Source organism: Flavobacterium sp. HBTb2-11-1, assembly GCF_009826975.1.
In the GTDB taxonomy this organism is placed as follows: Bacteria; Bacteroidota; Bacteroidia; order Flavobacteriales; family Flavobacteriaceae; genus Flavobacterium.
In genome coordinates, this window is the sequence record NZ_WUMO01000008.1 from 185,509 (window position 1) to 203,355 (window position 17,847).

At 35.3% G+C, this 17,847-nt stretch carries 16 protein-coding genes; 6 read left to right on the plus strand and 10 right to left on the minus strand.

Annotated elements, in window-relative coordinates:
• Positions 1–492: 492 nt before the first annotated feature.
• The 3 genes from GR162_RS18200 to GR162_RS18210 form a co-directional block, all read right to left on the minus strand.
• Positions 493–1,203 carry an NUDIX domain-containing protein gene (locus GR162_RS18200; protein WP_160783280.1) on the minus strand — a complete coding sequence of 237 codons (711 nt, stop codon included), beginning with the start codon at positions 1,201–1,203 and terminating at the stop codon, positions 493–495.
• A gap of 24 nt (positions 1,204–1,227) precedes the next feature.
• Complete coding sequence (locus tag GR162_RS18205) at positions 1,228–2,262, minus strand: glycoside hydrolase family 43 protein (protein ID WP_160783281.1); 1,035 nt, start codon at positions 2,260–2,262, stop codon at positions 1,228–1,230.
• 429 nt (positions 2,263–2,691) lie between these two features.
• Entirely contained in the window at positions 2,692–3,723 is a 1,032-nt protein-coding gene (locus GR162_RS18210) for a LacI family DNA-binding transcriptional regulator (RefSeq protein ID WP_160783282.1), read from the minus strand.
• A 281-nt stretch (positions 3,724–4,004) separates the two neighbouring features.
• Between GR162_RS18210 and GR162_RS18215 the strand changes: the two genes are divergently transcribed.
• Together GR162_RS18215 and GR162_RS18220 are read left to right on the plus strand one after the other, a co-directional pair.
• Complete coding sequence (locus GR162_RS18215; protein ID WP_160783283.1) at positions 4,005–6,632, plus strand: glycoside hydrolase family 3 C-terminal domain-containing protein; 2,628 nt, start codon at positions 4,005–4,007, stop codon at positions 6,630–6,632.
• 13 nt (positions 6,633–6,645) lie between these two features.
• Positions 6,646–8,682 (plus strand): transketolase, encoded by a 2,037-nt coding sequence (locus GR162_RS18220; protein ID WP_160783284.1) that lies wholly within the window; start codon positions 6,646–6,648, stop codon positions 8,680–8,682.
• An 81-nt stretch (positions 8,683–8,763) separates the two neighbouring features.
• Here GR162_RS18220 and GR162_RS18225 read toward each other — a convergent pair whose 3' ends face one another.
• The 3 genes from GR162_RS18225 to GR162_RS18235 form a co-directional block, all read right to left on the minus strand.
• The gene (locus GR162_RS18225) at positions 8,764–9,801 is read right to left on the minus strand and encodes a VOC family protein (RefSeq protein WP_237421392.1); all 1,038 of its coding nucleotides are present in this window, start codon (positions 9,799–9,801) and stop codon (positions 8,764–8,766) included.
• Between the two features lie 13 nt (positions 9,802–9,814).
• The gene (locus GR162_RS18230; RefSeq protein ID WP_160783285.1) at positions 9,815–10,672 is read right to left on the minus strand and encodes an SDR family oxidoreductase; all 858 of its coding nucleotides are present in this window, start codon (positions 10,670–10,672) and stop codon (positions 9,815–9,817) included.
• 164 nt (positions 10,673–10,836) lie between these two features.
• Complete coding sequence (locus GR162_RS18235) at positions 10,837–11,415, minus strand: Crp/Fnr family transcriptional regulator (RefSeq protein ID WP_160783286.1); 579 nt, start codon at positions 11,413–11,415, stop codon at positions 10,837–10,839.
• 224 nt (positions 11,416–11,639) lie between these two features.
• Between GR162_RS18235 and GR162_RS18240 the strand changes: the two genes are divergently transcribed.
• Entirely contained in the window at positions 11,640–11,885 is a 246-nt protein-coding gene (locus GR162_RS18240; RefSeq protein ID WP_160783287.1) for a hypothetical protein, read from the plus strand.
• Positions 11,886–11,921: 36 nt separating this feature from the next.
• Positions 11,922–12,272: a hypothetical protein gene (locus tag GR162_RS18245; RefSeq protein ID WP_160783288.1), complete on the plus strand. Its 351-nt coding sequence runs from the start codon at positions 11,922–11,924 to the stop codon at positions 12,270–12,272.
• Between the two features lie 98 nt (positions 12,273–12,370).
• Here GR162_RS18245 and GR162_RS18250 read toward each other — a convergent pair whose 3' ends face one another.
• The 3 genes from GR162_RS18250 to GR162_RS18260 form a co-directional block, all read right to left on the minus strand.
• Entirely contained in the window at positions 12,371–12,808 is a 438-nt protein-coding gene (locus GR162_RS18250) for a hypothetical protein (protein WP_066034147.1), read from the minus strand.
• Positions 12,809–12,925: 117 nt separating this feature from the next.
• Positions 12,926–14,323, minus strand: a complete 1,398-nt coding sequence (locus GR162_RS18255; RefSeq protein WP_160783289.1) for a DHA2 family efflux MFS transporter permease subunit — start codon at positions 14,321–14,323, stop codon at positions 12,926–12,928.
• 97 nt (positions 14,324–14,420) lie between these two features.
• The gene (locus tag GR162_RS18260; protein WP_008467860.1) at positions 14,421–14,711 is read right to left on the minus strand and encodes a hypothetical protein; all 291 of its coding nucleotides are present in this window, start codon (positions 14,709–14,711) and stop codon (positions 14,421–14,423) included.
• 246 nt (positions 14,712–14,957) lie between these two features.
• On the opposite strand from GR162_RS18260, the gene GR162_RS18265 reads away from it, so the two are divergent.
• A complete protein-coding gene (locus GR162_RS18265; RefSeq protein ID WP_160783290.1) occupies positions 14,958–15,632 on the plus strand; it encodes an SRPBCC family protein in 675 nt (224 codons plus the stop codon).
• A 171-nt stretch (positions 15,633–15,803) separates the two neighbouring features.
• Complete coding sequence (locus GR162_RS18270; protein WP_160783291.1) at positions 15,804–16,460, plus strand: DUF6766 family protein; 657 nt, start codon at positions 15,804–15,806, stop codon at positions 16,458–16,460.
• A gap of 102 nt (positions 16,461–16,562) precedes the next feature.
• On the opposite strand, the gene GR162_RS18275 is transcribed toward GR162_RS18270, so the two are convergent.
• Positions 16,563–17,732 carry a zinc-dependent alcohol dehydrogenase gene (locus GR162_RS18275; protein ID WP_160783292.1) on the minus strand — a complete coding sequence of 390 codons (1,170 nt, stop codon included), beginning with the start codon at positions 17,730–17,732 and terminating at the stop codon, positions 16,563–16,565.
• Positions 17,733–17,847: the final 115 nt, after the last annotated feature.

The window sequence follows — 17,847 nt, forward strand, 5'->3', positions numbered from 1 at the left end:
ATAAAACAAACTATAACGTTGTAGCTATGTTTAATAAAAATTATGCGTTTTTGGGATATTCTTAAAGAAAACATAAAAATGAAAAATTCTGGTTTTTGATTTGAAAAAATTAAAATCCTTTAGATTACAGGACTGTAAACAAACACAAAAAACCAGTAAAATCGTACATTAAACAGCAGTAACCTGATTTGCCAATCTTTAAAATTCTTAAAAATTGTCTTTAAAGCAATCGATTGTTTGTTTTAACAAAAAAACCTTTCATTTTCATGAAAGGTTTTTAAACAAATTCTAAAAAAAACTTTTGTCTTCTCAAGTAATCGCCAATAAAATATTTCTTATATAAATGCAAGAGAGTCGTGACACTAAATCTTCTTAAGTTATTTACATCTATTATATTTTTTTAATAAAGACACAAATAACGTTCTTCAGCTATCATATAACTCAAATTAGAAATTAATGATTGTAATTTTACCAAATCACAATAAATTTCTTTTAAAAATTAAAATTGAATTTTGCATTCCAAAATATTTCATGTTTTGGCACATTCAAACTATAAAATTCAGCAGCCCTGTTTGAGACGCCTTCTTCTTTTTCAGCAAGACCTCGAACTAATCTTCTCTGCAAAATCTTTCTTCTAAAATTAGTCTTATTGATTTCAATGCCCAATATTATTTCATACAAATGAATCACTTGAAGCAAAGTAAACTTTTCGGGCAAAAGATTGAAGCCAACTGCACTGCAACAAATATTCTTTCGCAATTCTTTAATGCTGAAATCAATTACTCCCATATATTTTTCCTCTAAATCAGCTATATGGTGTACATCAATCCAGATTACGTTAGATGGCAATTCGTCATCATCAACTTTTTTTTCTTTGTTCACCATTGCATAATATCCGATTGAGATATTTTCTTGAAATGATGCTGATGAGTGATAACCAAATGCCCGTAATTGTTCCAAAAAGAAATCCTCTTCTGAAATATATTTTTTCAAAATCTTTTGTGCCGTTTTTAATATTGTCTCTCCCTCTTCCAAACTCGCACTAGGTAATCTCCAGTTGCCATTCGTTGCATCATTTTCATTTTTGACAAGCAAAACTTTTAAGCTCCTGTCTTCAAAACAGAATATTACACAGTCAATTTCTATCTTATTTTCTTGACTTAAATTAAAACCTACTCTCTCTTCTGATTCTTCTTTTTTCATAGAAAATAAAATTAAAACTCCCTTTTAATCAAATAATCTTCTTATTCCGTACGGATCAATCGTTACAATCGAACCGTCTTCCAGATACTCTATCTTGGTCACTTTCATGCTTCGCAAATGCGTCACGCCTTTTGAAAGGCTCGAATCGTGGTAGAACAGATACCATTCCCCTTCCACTTCGCAGATCGAATGGTGCGACGTCCAGCCTATCACCGGATTCAGGATTCTTCCCTGATACGTAAACGGCCCGTACGGACTGTCTCCGATTGCATAGCAGATGAAATGCGTGTCTCCCGTCGAATACGAGAAATAGTATTTTCCGTTGCATTTGTGCACCCACGAAGCCTCAAAAAAACGGCGCGCATTATCCCCTGCCAGAAGCCCATTTCCGTTTTCGTCCAAAATCTGGATTTCTCTCGGCTCTTCAGCAAACTCGAGCATATCATCTCTTAACAAAGCCACAATCGGCCCCAAGGCTTTTTCGCCCGCAAGAGGCTCTTCATTGTTTTCATGATATTCATTATTGCGGTATTTCTGAAGCTGTCCGCCCCAGATTCCCCCAAAATAGATGTAATGTTTCCCATCTTCATCTTCAAAGACCGCAGGATCGATGCTGTAGCTGCCTTTTATGGCGTCTTTTTCAGGAACAAAAGGTCCGACTGGCGAGTCTGAAACCGCTACGCCGATCTGGAAAATTCCGCTGGCGCGTTTGGCAGGGAAATACAGATAATACTTTCCGTTCTTATGTGCGGCATCGGGCGCCCACATCTGCTTTTCGGCCCAGGCAACGTCATCCACATGCAATGCAACCCCATTGTCGACAGCTTCCGATGAAATGTCCTCCATCGAAAAGACATGGTAATCCTCCATTCCGAAATGGTCGCCGTTGTCATTAAATGGAATCCCCGCATCGATGTCGTGCGACGGATAAATGTAAATCTTTCCGTTGAATACATGCGCCGAAGGATCGGCGGTGTAGATATGGGAAACTAAAGGCTTGGAAATTGCCAGATTGCTTATTTCTTCAAAATTAATGTGTTCAATGCTGTCTTCAGGCATAGTGATATTTTTCTTTAATAATTAACTTCTTCTTTCTTTCAGTTCCGTTTCGGTGAAATCTAAAAATTCTGTGAACTGAATTTTATTCTCTTTGCTTGGCTATGCAATTGTCTCTTTTTTCACAATCGCTAGGATAATAGTTTCAGAAATGGCAAAAATAATATTGTTTCCTGATAAAAACAATCGGTTGTGTAAAATTATACAAAAAAACATACTATGCAAATTTAGTTTCTTTATTTAGGCTATTTCTAATTAACAACCGATTGCTAATATGCTTAATCAAAAACTTATTAAATTCTAGTTCGGCTAGTTTTTTAAGACTTTCAAATTCAAAATATTCATAGTATTATTTCCTTTAATTTAATGTGACAAAAAAGAAACTGCTACTACATAAAATGCAATAGCAGCTTCTTTTAAGTACAAAAAATTTTAAACTTTCTTCGAAGATTCACGCACCAGTACTTCAGTATTTAAAAAAGTAATTTCTTTTGCTTCTTCTTCTTTATGAAATTCTATAGTATCAATGACAATATTTGCTGCCGCTTTTCCCATTTTTTCTGCAGGATGGGTAATAGTTGTAATATTCGGCTCGATTATCTCTGAAATGGGGTCATTGTTAAAACCAATTACAGCAAAATCCTGAGGAACTTTAATTCCTTTCTTTTTTGCTGTTTGTACAGCGCTAACCGCAAGAATGTCTCCTGGCGCAAAAAGTCCATCAGGTGGCGATTTTAGCCCAAACAGTTTATTGCAGGCTTTAACGCCAGCATCATAAGTCATTGCTTTCAGATTTATAATCAATTCCTCTCTCAATGGCAGGCCATAATCAGCTAGTGCATCTGCATAGCCTCTTTTCCTTTCATTATAAAGATTGCCAAATTCAGCACCAGCTGTCATATGTGCAATTCTTTTACAGCCTTGTTCTATAAGATGTTTTGTTGCTTTATATCCAGCGGTATAATTATCAATAACCACTCTAAAAGTATTAAAGTCCTTTGGCACACGGTCAACAAATACAAGAGGAATATTATTATTTGAAAATTGCTGAAAGTGTGAAGTGTCTTTTGTCTCCATTGCCAACGAACAAATAACACCGCTGACCCTACTGCTATAAAGCGATTTAGTCATATTAACTTCTTCTTCATAAGAATCATGCGACTGCATAATAATAACAGAGTAATCAGATTTTCTGGCAGTGATTTCGATACCGCTAATTAAAGATGATAAGAAAGGCTGTGTGATAGTTGGAATTAAAACGCCAATCGTTTTAGATTTGTTGCCTCTTAGTCCCGCTGCCAAAGTATTGGGAACAAATCCCATTTCTTCGGCTGTCTTTTTAACTTTCTTAATAGTCTTATCGCTTATGGTATGATGGTCTTTTAAAGCTCTTGAAATTGTCGATGTAGCTAGATTAAGTCTCTTTGCAATATCATAAATTGTTACATGTCTGTGTTCTTCCATTTACTATATGATTAGTCGTAAATTTTAAATATAATTTAAAAAATTGGTCACGTATTTTCAATACCACATCCTCCATTTTGCATAACGAATTTACTGACAATCAATATAAAACGCAATTTTTATCATAAAAAATCATCAATACGACAGCAAAATGGCATTATTTTTTAAATAAAGCTCTAAAGTTAAAATATTTTTCTTTTCTTTACACAATCGGTTGCAATTTATTTTTTTTATAAAAATACAGCACTCCATCAGTCGCAACATCAGTAAAAATTATTCATATGAAAACAAAAAAATTAAAGTATCAAATTCTGATATTAATCTCACTTTGGTGCACGGCACAGAATAAGAACCCTAAATTTCCATTTCAAAATACTGATCTTACTTTTGAAGAACGAGTAGAAAACTTAGTAGGGCAATTAACGTTAGAAGAAAAAGTAGCCCAAATGTTAAATGCAGCGCCTGCCATACCACGACTAGGAATTCCAGCTTATGACTGGTGGAATGAAACACTTCACGGTGTTGCAAGAACTCCCTTTAAAACAACAGTTTTTCCACAGGCTATTGCAATGGCTGCTACTTTTGATAAAAATTCACTTTTCAAAATGGCGGATTATTCTGCTCTAGAAGGCAGAGCCATTTACAATAAAGCGGTTGAGCTTAATAGAACTAACGAACGCTATTTAGGACTTACCTATTGGACTCCAAATATTAATATTTTTAGAGATCCAAGATGGGGACGCGGACAAGAGACTTATGGAGAAGATCCCTTTCTGACAGCCGTTTTAGGAGATGCTTTTGTAAAAGGCCTACAAGGAGATGATCCTAAATATCTAAAAGCAGCAGCCTGTGCAAAACATTACGCAGTACATAGCGGACCAGAATCTCTACGCCATACTTTTGATGTAGATGTAACGCCTTATGAACTTTGGGATACTTACCTTCCCGCCTTTAAAAAATTAGTTACCAGTTCTAACGTTGCAGGAGTTATGTGTGCCTACAACGCATTCAGAACGCAGCCTTGCTGTGCCAGCGACATTTTAATGAATGATATTCTAAGAAATCAATGGAATTTTAACGGTTATGTCACATCGGACTGCTGGGCGATTGATGATTTTTTCAAAAACCATAAAACACATCCTGATGCGGCATCTGCTTCAGCCGATGCAGTACTTCATGGAACCGATATTGACTGCGGAACAGACGCTTACAAATCGCTTGTTCAAGCTGTCAAAAATGGTCAAATTACCGAAAAACAAATTGATGTTTCTGTAAAACGCCTTTTTATGATCCGTTTCAGACTAGGCATGTTTGATCCGGTAGCAATGGTAAAATATGCTCAGACTCCAAATTCGGTTTTAGAATCGGATGAACACAAGGATCACGCTTTAAAAATGGCTAGACAATCTATAGTATTGCTTAAAAATGATAAAAATACGCTTCCATTAAGCAAAAAACTGAAGAAGATCGTTGTCCTAGGTCCAAATGCAGATAATTCAATCTCCATACTTGGCAATTACAATGGAACACCTTCCAAACTAACAACAGTTTTACAAGGTATTAAAGAAAAAGTTGGACCAGAAACCGAAGTAGTTTATGAAAAAGCCATCAACTTTACCAATGACACATTATTGGTTTATAAAGATCTTAAAAACCGTTATTCTTATGAAGGAAAACAAGGTTTTAAAGCTGAATATTTTAATAACAATACATTGTCTGGCAACCCTGAAACTATAAGAACTGAATCTGAAATAAATAATTTCTGGCAGGAAGGAGCAATGGTTACCAAAAACATCAAAGCAAATCATTTTTCGGCACGCTATACTACTAACTTTAAAGCAGATGAAGATGGTTCTATTACTTTTGAAATCGCTGCAGATGATGGCTATAGATTTATTGTTGATGGAAAAGAAGTTATAGACGCTTGGGGGAAAAACAGATGGGGAGCAAAAACCTACAAACTGCAAACCAAAAAAGATTCTGTTTACAAATTAGTGTTGGAATACTGGCAAGGTGAAGGAAAAGCTGAAGTGTCTCTGCAAACAGGGAATTTTATAAAAACAGATTTTGCTAATCTAATTGAACGCCATAAAAATGCAGATGCCTTCATTTTCGCTGGAGGAATTTCTCCTCAACTTGAAGGAGAAGAAATGCCAGTTAATGCGCCTGGATTTAATGGCGGAGACCGTACTTCTATCCTGCTTCCAGAAGTGCAGACAAGACTTCTAAAAACACTTCAATCTTCTGGAAAACCAGTAGTTTTCCTAATGATGACCGGCAGTGCAATTGCTGTGCCTTGGGAAGCAGAAAATATTCCAGCAATACTTAATATTTGGTACGGCGGACAAGCTGCTGGAACGGCTTCTGCCGACGTTATTTTTGGAGATTATAATCCAGCAGGAAGACTTCCTGTAACCTTTTATAAAGACGATTCTGATTTACCATCTTTTGTTGATTACAAAATGGATAATAAAACATATCGCTACTTTAAAGGCACCCCATTATACGGCTTTGGTTATGGATTAAGTTATACAGAGTTCAAATACAGTGCATTAAAAACTTCATCAAAAATAAAAAAAGGACAGCCAATCACTATTTCCGTCAAAGTAACAAATTCAGGAAAGATGGCAGGAGAAGAAGTCTCTCAGCTATATATAATTAATCAAAATACCTCAATAAAAACGCCTTTAAAAAGTCTTAAAGGCTTTGAAAGATTTAATTTGAAACCTGGCGAAAGTACTATTGTCAAATTTAATCTTTCTCCAGAAGATCTCTCCTATGTGACAGAAGACGGAAGCTTAAAACAGTATGGAGGCAAAATTCAGATAGCAGTTGGAGGCTCTCAACCAGATGAAAAAAATCAAACAAAAACCAATATAATAACTCAAACTCTAGAAATAGAAAAATAATTATTTAGTAGTAATGAACAAGACAATAGACCAATTATCAGCAGATAATATTAGAGCTTTAGCCATATCAATGGTTGAAAAAGCCAATTCTGGACATCCTGGAGGATCAATGGGAGGAGCAGATTTTATGCATATTTTATATTCTGAATATCTAAAATATGATCCAACTGAAATGAACTGGATTTACAGAGATCGTTTCTTTATGGATGCTGGGCATTTATCTGCTTTAATGTACGCTCAGTACTATCTTTTGGGTAATTATGAAAAAACAGATCTTGAAAACTTCAGACAGTGGGGGTCTGTAACGCCAGGTCACCCAGAAATTGATGTAAAGAGAGGAATTGAAAACACATCTGGTCCGTTGGGACAAGGGCATGTTATGGGCGTTGGAGCTGCCATTGCTGCTAAATTTCTATCTGAAAAATTCGATAATTTATTCGATCATAAAATATACGGTTTTATAACAGATGGAGGTGTTCAGGAAGAAATTTCGCAGGGAGCTGGAAGGATTGCAGGACATTTAGGATTAAACAATTTTATAATGTTTTATGATTCTAATGATGTGCAATTATCTTCTATGACCGACGAAGTAACGAGTGAAAATACGGCCGCAAAATATGAATCTTGGGGATGGAAGGTCATTACTATTGATGCTCACAATCATACTCAGATACGCTCTGCACTAAACGCCGCAAATGCCGAATTAAAAAGGCCTACGCTTATTATTGGAAGAACGATAATGGGAAAAGGCTGTGTTACTTCTGACGGGACATTATACGAAGGACAATGCGAACTTCATGGCAAACCTATCGGAGCAACAAAAGCAGATTTTATAAAAACACTTGAAAACTTGGGTGCTGATCCAAAAGATTCTTTTGCCATTTACAACAGCGTTGAAGACCATTATAAAAAAGTTTTAGAACAAAAAACTAAGGATGCTGAAGAAAGAAAATCAAAAATCTCGGTTTGGGAAAGTCAAAATCCTGAATCTGCTAAAAAGATCCAGCAGTTTTTCGGCGGAGAACTTCCTGAAATGGATTTTAGTTCTATATCTCAAAAGGCTAATGCCGCAACACGCGATGCTTCTGCGGAGGTTTTAGCTTATTTGGCTGAAAAAGTAGAAAACATGATTGTTTCTTCTGCCGATTTGTCTAACAGTGACAAAACAGACGGTTTCTTGAAAAAGACTTCAGTGATGCAAAAAGGCAACTTTAGCGGAGCATTTCTTCAAGCTGGTGTTGCCGAACTTACAATGGCAGCAATTGCAAACGGAATGGCTCTACATGGCGGCGTAATTCCTGTTGTAGCTACTTTTTTTGTTTTTTCTGATTATATGAAACCTGCTATGCGTCTTGCTGCAATTCAGGAGCTTCCTGTAAAATATGTGTTGACGCATGATTCATTTAGAGTTGGAGAAGACGGACCAACGCATCAGCCAATTGAACAAGAGGCTCAGATCAGGCTTTTGGAAAAAATTAAAAACCATTCGGGCCATCAAAGCTTTTTGGCACTGCGTCCAGCTGATGCCACTGAAACTTCGGTAGCATGGCAAATGGCGGTTGAAAATAAAACAACTCCTACCGCATTAATCCTTTCAAGACAAAACATCAAAGATCTTCCGTACAAGGATTCAAAGTTCGAAACGGCATCACAGGCTAAAAAAGGCGGTTATCTGATTAAAGAAACTCAAAATCCAGATCTTACTTTAATTGCAAACGGATCTGAGGTTGCCACTCTTTTAGAAGCGGCTTCTGAGTTGGAAAAAACAAAACAATTAAAAATAAATGTTACTTCCATAATTTCTGAGGGCATTTTCAGATCTCAACCAAAAGAATATCAAGAAAGTATTATTCCAAAAGACGGATTGGTTTTTGGTTTAACTGCCGGACTTCCTATTAATCTTGAAAGTTTAGCGGGTTCTCGAGGAATTGTATACGGATTAGATCATTTTGGCTACTCCGCTCCTGCTTCAGTTTTAGATCAAAAATTCGGCTTTACAGCTGAAAATATTAGCAATGAAATATTGAAGTATTTGGAAAATCAGAGATAATCGAAACCAAACTATTCTATACAATTTAAAAAGCCAGAAAAAGAATTTCTGGCTTTTATAATTTTCAAAAATGATTAGACATTATTCCTTTTGATCTACAAAAACATATAGCTTTTGAACTTTATTGTTTTCAATCACAAACAAATCCATGCCGCTAACCACTGATGGTTTTGCTTTTGAACCAAATTGCCAATACAATCTCACTATATTATGGTTGGTTTCAACAGATTTTGCTGTAAATCTAAAATCAGGATTTTTAGCTTGAAGTTCTACAATAAATTTACTGATATCCTCAATTCCTTCAGCAACAAAATGGCGATCTACCATTTCTATATCTGTATCGTAAACTTTATTCAATAATGCTTTACGTTTTACTTCGTCTTTTTCATTCCAGATCTTCAGATGATTTTCTATTATCGATGTATTCTTTTTAGGATCGAAATCATCAGCCGTTTTTTTGATTGTTTTGTTTTTTGGAGACCATAAGACTGTTTTGGGGTTTCCTTTCTCATATCCTTTTCCGTTTGGATACGAAACCAATTCCATTTTAGAACCCCATGGCGTTTCAAAATACACCCAAGACTCGCCTGCTGTGTCTCCAGAAGGCATTGTAAAGGGTTCTCCTACCATTTTTATGCTTTTACTTTTTAAATATTCAACTGCTGCATTAATATCATTTACATAAAAAGCAATATGAGACGCTCCAATATCATCTGTATTGGGATGGGTTTTACTTCCTTTATTATCAGCATATTCAAACACTTCTATACTTGCTCCATTGCCTGCATTGATCATTTTTATAGTAACGGCTCCGGTATTAGGATTAATATGGTTTAGCTTTTTCCAATCAGCGTCAAGTGGAGTTGGTCCTAATTGCGTTACGGGTGCAAAACCAAGCACATCACTAAAGAATGTAACGGCTTTATTAAGATCTGGAACATTGATCCCGACATGATCGATTCCGACAATTCCTGCACTATTTTGCGCTACTGTTTTATCTGAAGCAGAAAAAAGTATTAGTAAATTCAGTATTGCTGCTGCTGATGTTTGTACTTTTTTATTCGATTTTTTATAATTTGTTCTCATGAATATATTTACGTTTGTTATTCTTAAATTCATTTAAAGAAGAAAATTAATTAGTGTAAGCTGCTACCCATTTTGCTTTAATATTGGCGCGGGCTTCTATAAATTCTTTGTCAGTTCCTTGAGCAATGGCATCAAGCGGAAAACGAAGCGGTCTCTCCCCTTTTTTCATATTTACCAATTCCAGAATACCATCCGCTATTGTTTGTGGATTCATTTCAAACTGAGCCATTTTACCAAATAATGCTGTCCCTAATGCATTGAATTTTTCAGTTGCTGCATCACCGTATTGTTCAATAATTGCTGTTTTATCTGCATGAATACCAGCTTTCGATCCGTTATTCATTTCGGTTGGATAAACTCCAGGTTGGATGCTCACATTTTCAATTCCGTAATCTGCAAGTTCATCTTGCAATCCTTCTGTAAAGCTTTCTACTACCAATTTTGATGCGATGTACGGAATCATAAAAGGAAGTGTATGTCCGCTTGCTCCAGTTGTAATGTTGATAACCAAACCATTTTTTTCTTTTCTCATAGAAGGAAGCACTGCCTGATACATACGAAGCACGCTATAAACGTTTACATCAAACATTTTACGAACCTGATCAATTGAATATCCTTCTAAAAGACCGAAACCGCTTACTGCCGCATTATTAATTAAGACATCAATTTTTCCGTATTTAATGATTATTTTTTCAACCGCATTTCTAACTGATGCGTCATCTGTGACATCAATATCTACTACTTCAATATTTTCTATTGCTTGAAGTTCTTTCGCGGCAGCGGCATTTTTATCATTTGTGTTTCGCATTCCTGCAATTACTGAGTGACCAGCATTAGCTAATGTTACCGCTGTTAATTTTCCAAAGCCTGTACTTGTTCCTGTAATGAAAATTGTTTTTGACATGATTTCTATTTTTTAAATGTTTATAATGTTTGTTTCTTTTGAACATTACAAAGTTGCGTCTAATGCAAAACCTGTACATTGATTAGAAATAAGTAAAAACTTGATATAGATCAAGAGTTTGAAAGCGGACATAAAAAAAGGAGCTTTATAAGCTCCCTATAGATTTATTTCTTTGCGGTCTGTTTCCGAATGCGGCTTAGTGTTTCTGGTGTCATACCAAGATATGAGGCAATCATAGTTTGGGGAATCCTTGAAGCAAACCCGGGATATTTATTTATGAAGTTTAAATATTTCTCTTCTGCTGTTAGCGTCAGTGAAGCTTGAATTCTGTTTTGAGCAGCTATAAAACTTCTTTGCAAAATAGCATTGACCATATTATTAAATGCTGGAATTTCTCGACATAGCAATTCAAAGTTTTCATGAGTAAACAGTATCAGCTCAGTATCTTCAATAGCATCAATATTAAAACGGGACGGCTGCTGCAGCATTAAACTTTCACGATCGCCTGTCCACCAGTTTTCAATACTAAAACTGTTTACGTGTTCGCTGCCTTTTTCATCAACGGTATATGTTCTTACACAACCTTGAGTTATAAAAGCATCATATTTCCAGACGTCTCCTTCTTGAAGTAAATACTGTCTTTTACGAAGTTTTTTAATAATAGCAAATGATTGTATACGTTCTGATTCAGCCTGAGTCAGTTCAGCTTTTTCGTCAAGATATTTTTGGAATATTTCATACATATCATGTAAAATTATGCAAAAGGCTTCTGACCAACAAATTCAAAGTGAAATTGGATAAAACATATTTCATCAGTTATTTTACTTCCTATTATATAAAAGCTCGATGTAATAATATAAAAATCAAGGGCTAAGGTTTACTAATTTTAAAATAATTAAAAAAGAAGCTGAAAAATCATTAGATGCTTTTTTTGGAGAAAGTTCAAAAATTATAAAAAAAGGAAATCATGGAAAATAATAAGCAAAATCTAGAAAAAAACGAAGAAGAGCTGACCAATCAAAATGCAAACAGTGCTTATAGCGGATCTGGAGGTATGCAGCCTGGAGGCAGTACTGGCGAAGCTGGACGATTAAGCGATTATGATGAGGAAAATACAGAAGAAAATTCTGCTTCAAATGAAAAGAAAAATCAGCAACCAGAAGGAAAAAGTGTTGAAGAAGCAACCGATCCTTCAAAACTTACTAAGATTTAAAAAAATCAAATTTGTATAACATTAAACTAAAATACTATGTCAAGAGAAAATTACGATAGCTACGATCAGGAAGATCTTATCTATCACGCAGCAGATCATTCGGCAAGCGATTCGATTAATTCTGAAACTATGGAGAAAAAAGATCCTGCCATCAATCAGCATCAAAACGAGTCACAGAGACACAAACACACTCCTGAATATCAGGAAAGAGAAGAAAATGAAAATGACACTTCCGATCCTTTCTTTCAAAAAAATGCGCCTATCGCCCAAGATTTAGATGAAGATCTTAAAGAGGAGAACGATAACGATGATGAGTTTGATAATGATGCAAACAGAAGAACTTTAGACGAAACAAAACCTGATGAAGATGGGGATGATGAAGAGTAAATCAATATTTCTTTGTTTCAAAAAGTAAATCCTGAAAAGAAAGTTCAAAAAAAATCTTTTTCAGGATTTATTGTATTGGCTAAATCTTTTTTGAGAATTTAATCTGCAACATATTTATTATTCCAATACAGCATCAATAAAAGCGTCACGATAATACACGAGGCAGTTCCTTCAAAAAATAAAGAAAGACAATAAGAGGTTACCGATGGCTCTCCTCCAAACATAAAAGCTTCTGATAATGATTTTACATATTTATCGCCTCCTTTTGCATAACTGTAAATAAGAAGTGCCACTATGCTTATCACGACAGCAGTAAATGAGGTAACCATAGCCGATATAGCATTCGGGACAAATTCGTTTTTTCCTTCGGCAAGATTCATTTTCAAACTTCGGTTTACACCATAAAAAATGAAAATTACATTTAAAAGTCTTAAATAAAATAGATTCGAAAGATTTAAGAGCTCCATCAAAAGAAAGAACAGTGCAATTCCGACGAATATTAAAAATCCGTTGATAATTTCTCTTTGCAATTTCATAATTATAGTTTTTAATTCAACAATAATCTAACAAACAATGAATTACAAAATAACTTAAGAAATCATCAATCCGATTTTACGATTACTTTTTAAACTTATAAAATACCCATAAAGACCTTACATATACCCTTCTCCATCTGTCTTATTTAATTTTGAAAAGGTAAAACTCGAAAAAATAGTAAAGACCGCCAATGTTATAAAAGTATACTCAAAGGCTTTGGCAGTATCCAACTCAAAAATACCGGACTGAAATAAAGAAAGAGCAAGACTGGCAACCGAAACTCCAAAACTTACCGAAAGCTGCTGCATAATAACTAACATGGTATTTCCTCCGCTGGCTGTATCTTGATCGAGATCTGAAAGCGTAATGGTGTTCATAGCCGACATTTGAATAGAAGTGAAAATTCCATAGAAAATCATCAGCAAAATATAGTATCCTAACGGTGTTTCTTTCGTCACAAATCCAAGGATTATCAAAATAAATCCTAGTAAAATGGTGTTGCTAATCAATACCGTTCTGTATCCAAAAAATTTGATGATTTTTACCATAAAAGGCTTTACAGCTACATTTGACAATGCAGAAGGCAGCAATAACAATCCAGACACAGATGCCGAATACCCAAAACTTGTTTGCAGCATGAGCGGCAATAACAATGGCAGTCCGCCTATTCCCAATCTCGTGATCAAACTTCCTATTAATCCAATTTTTAAGGTTCTAATATTTAGAAGCTGCAGATCTATTATAGGTTTTTCGGTTCTTTTGTAATGAATATAATAAAAAAGCGAAAGCAATCCCGATAAAAACAGTAAGCTCCAAATCACAATCATATGAGGCCTCCCGCTTCCAATAAGTTCTAAAACCAATGTAATAGAGATAAGCGCCAAGCTGAAATAAACCAATCCTCTAAAATCGAATCGTCCTACTGCGTGTTTAAAATTGGGCATAATGCGATATGCCATCGAAATCCCAATGAAACCGATTGGAATGTTTATGAGAAAAATCCAATGCCAGCTGAAATTATCTGAGAGAAAACCTCCTAAACTTGGGCCTGCCACCATTCCTAATAATCCAAATAAGGTTATAAAATTCATCGTTTTAAGCAGTTCGTTTTTTGGATATTGATATAAAATAGCCAATCGCGCAATAGGCACCATCATTGAAGCACCAATGGCTTGTAAAACACGTGCCAAATTTAGCGTTTTTAAATCAACAGAAAGGGCACAAAACAAAGATCCAGTCATAAACAGTAATACGGCAATCATAAACATCGTCCTAGTGCCAAATCTATCTGCCAGCCATCCAGAGAGCGGAATAAACATGGCCAATGTAAGTGTATACGTTACAATAACCGAATCCATTTCGGTTGCTGAATATCCCATATTTTGGGCTATTGATGGCAACGAGGTATTCAAAATAGTACCATCTAATGATTGCATAAACATAGCAATTGCTGTTACCCAAGGAAGCAGGTACACGGCATTTTGTTCTTTTTTTTCTTCTTTATTATTTAGCATCCTTTAATTAGATAAAGCTTGATTCATAACAATACTGTAAATTAATAAAAAAAAGCTCTTAAAAGTGTTAAGAGCTTTTCCTTTAGCCGAAATGAAATTACTTTTTAATCGAATCTGTTTTAATATTCTGATTTCCTTTCTGGGTTGATCCATCTGTTCCCGAACCAGTCGCCCCTTCTCCAGTTGCTCCTGTTGTACCATTCTGACCATTTTGATCAGAATTTAAAGTTGCCGACGAGTCTACAGCTGGCCCAACTGTATCGACTGACATGTTCATAGTGTCTGCTTGATTATCATTTGGATATGCATTGTTATTTTCATTCTTTTTACATGAAAATAAAGCTGTCACTACAAGCAGCATAACGATTGTTTTCAAAAATGTTTTCATAATTCAAGTTTTTTTAAAATTTTTACAAAACTAAATTAAACCACTGTGTATCAATGATTTTACATAATTTCAAAAAGCCTTTATAAAAATCAGAGCAATTGAAGACTTTGCTAATGTAAAATGTGTAAATCATGTTTTTAATCTTGTAAAGAATACTTTAAAAGACTGTCGAAATTTGTTATTCAAGCTACAATATTATTCTCGCAGCTTGTCTCACTAATTGTATCTTTTTAAAAATGAATAGCTATGAATACAGTATCCAAACAAAATCAGTCTTCAAAATCATTATTAAAAAATAATGTCTCAAAACTAGAAAGAGTTTTAATGGTTACAAGTGGCGCTTATCTTTTGTACAACGCGCTTTCTAAAGAAAATAAAAGTATTACGCAAGCGGGAGCTGGAGGTGCAATGCTATTACGCGGCATTTCAGGCTACTGCCCGATTTATGATGCCGCAGACCATTTAATGCATGACAAAGCCTCAAATATAAATATCAGAGTAAATAGCGTAATCAATAAATCTGTAAGCGAAGTGTATGCCTTTTGGAGAAACTTAGAAAATTTGCCAAAATTCATGAATCATCTGGATTCTGTAAGACCTATAAGCTCTACAATCTCTCAATGGACAGCAAAAGGTCCTGGCGGAATCGGGAAAATATCTTGGAATGCCGAAATCGTAAGAGACGAAAAGGACAAACTTTTAAGCTGGAATTCTATTGAAGGGTCTTCTATTAAAAATGCTGGAAAAGTTGTCTTTAAACCAAAAGGAAAAGCAACAGAACTAGATGTTACAATTTCGTATCATGCTCCACTTGGAATTGCAGGCGAAAGCGCCGCCAAACTTTTAAATCCTTATTTTGAAAAGTTAGTAAAAGATGACATTTCCAATCTTAAAGTCTATCTTGAAACTAATCAAGAATAAGAAAACGCTACTGTTTCTTGTATTTATTTTTTTGTAGAAAAACGTCTTCATTTATGGAGGCGTTTTTTGTGTTTATAATCGATTCATTATGCAAAAACTATAAAAAGTGAAATAAATCTTATAAAATTTTATTTGGTGTTTTTTTGAACTTTGAGAATAAATAACAATAAAATGAAAACATTTTTTAGAAATAACGGATTGTGTATCTGCTTCTTAGTCTTATTTATCGGATCTTTAGCAGGCCAGATTATATTAGGATTTAAAGAGCATAATAAAGAACTGATTGATGAAGGTGCAAATACGATCACTTTTATAGCGTATCTCACTTCTGGGCATTTTTTCCAATCGACTTTTGAAAACTGGGAAAGTGAATTTTTACAAATGGCATTGTTTGTAGTCTTTACCATTTTCCTAAAACAAAAAGGCTCTTCAGAATCCAAAAAAATAGACGAACCAGAAGAGGTAGACCGCGAACCGGATCCAACAAAAAAAGATGCGCCTTGGCCAGTTAAAAAAGGAGGTTTTATTTTGAAGATTTACAAGCATTCGCTCACTATTATGCTTTTGCTTCTGTTTGTAATATCATTTATTATTCATTTTTACGGAAGCCTTAAAGATGAAAACGAACAGCTTCTCAGAAAAGGAGAACCATTGGAAACCGTGTCTTCTTATTTAGGAAATTCGAGGTTTTGGTTTGAGTCTTTTCAGAATTGGCAAAGTGAATTTCTTTCTGTTTTTGCTATCATTATGCTATCGATATATCTGCGTCAGATTGGTTCTTCACAGTCCAAGCCAGTCGATGCGCCTCATATGGAAACTGGCGGATGATTTTTAGCCATAAAAAAATAAGTTATAAGCTTTTACAGAAAATATTTTTCAGCTTATTAAAAAATTAAAGGTGAAGTTTAAATAAAAACTTCACCTTTAAAATTATTCCCAAGGATCTAAAACCACTTTGACACAGCCGTCTTCTCTTTTTTTGAAAATATCATACGCATGTGAAATTTCAGATAGCGGAAGCCTGTGGGTAATAATATCATCAAGTTTTACCTTTCCCTGAACCACATAATCTAAAAGTTTGTCTATGTGTTTGTGTGCAGGTGCCTGTCCTCCCTTTAAAACTATTCCCTTGTCAAAAAACTGCCCTAAAGGAAAATTATCATAATTAACAGGATACACTCCCAATACCGATACTATTCCGTTTCTTCTCACGGCACTCATACAAGCTTCTAATACTTTAATCGATCCCTTTTCAAAATTGATCGTCGCTTTTATACGATCGGCTATATTTCGGTCGGGTTCAAAACCTACAGCATCAATGCAGACATCTGCACCGCGTCCGTTGGTCATTGCGCGAATTTGTTCGATAACATCTTTGGGGTCATCTTCCCAAAGCAAGGTAACCGAATCGGTTGTTGCTTTAGCCTTGTCCAGACGGTATTGTAACGTATCTACAATAATAACCAGACCTGCGCCACGAAGCCATGCACTTTTTGCAGCCATAATTCCAACAGGGCCAGCTCCAAAAATAGCGACAGTTTCCCCGCCTTTCACCTCTCCCCAATCAACACCTGTATAACCGGTGGGAAAAATATCCGTCAGGAAAAGCACCTGCTCGTCTGATAAATCTTCAGGCACTATCCTAGGACCGTAGTTAGCATAAGGAACTCTGACATACTGTGCTTGCCCCCCATCATAACCTCCATATAAATCAGTATAACCAAACAATGCTCCGCCTTTCTCGGTCATAATTCCGCCTTCTGGTCCATAATTTTCGGGATTACTGTGTTCGCAATTTACAGGTGAATCATGAGTGCAGAAAAAACAACTCCCACAGGCAATAGGAAACGGAACCACAACACGGTCGCCTCTCTTGAGATTTGTAACTGTAGATCCTGTTTCTTCTACAATACCCATAAATTCGTGACCTAAAACCATAGGCCGTGGCTGCGGAATTCCTCCTGAATAGATATGAAGATCAGATCCGCAGATTGCGGTAGAGGTGACTCTCAAAATTATATCGTCTTTTTCTTTTAAAATCGGATCGTCGACTGTATCATACTTGATAGAGCCAGGTCCATGAATAACTGCTGCTTTCATAATAATAATTTTTAAAATTAATCATTACTAATTAACTATAAACAAAAGAGTTGCGATTACATCATTTATAGTTACTCTTACAAAATACGATATCTAATGAGCTAAAAGAAAAACC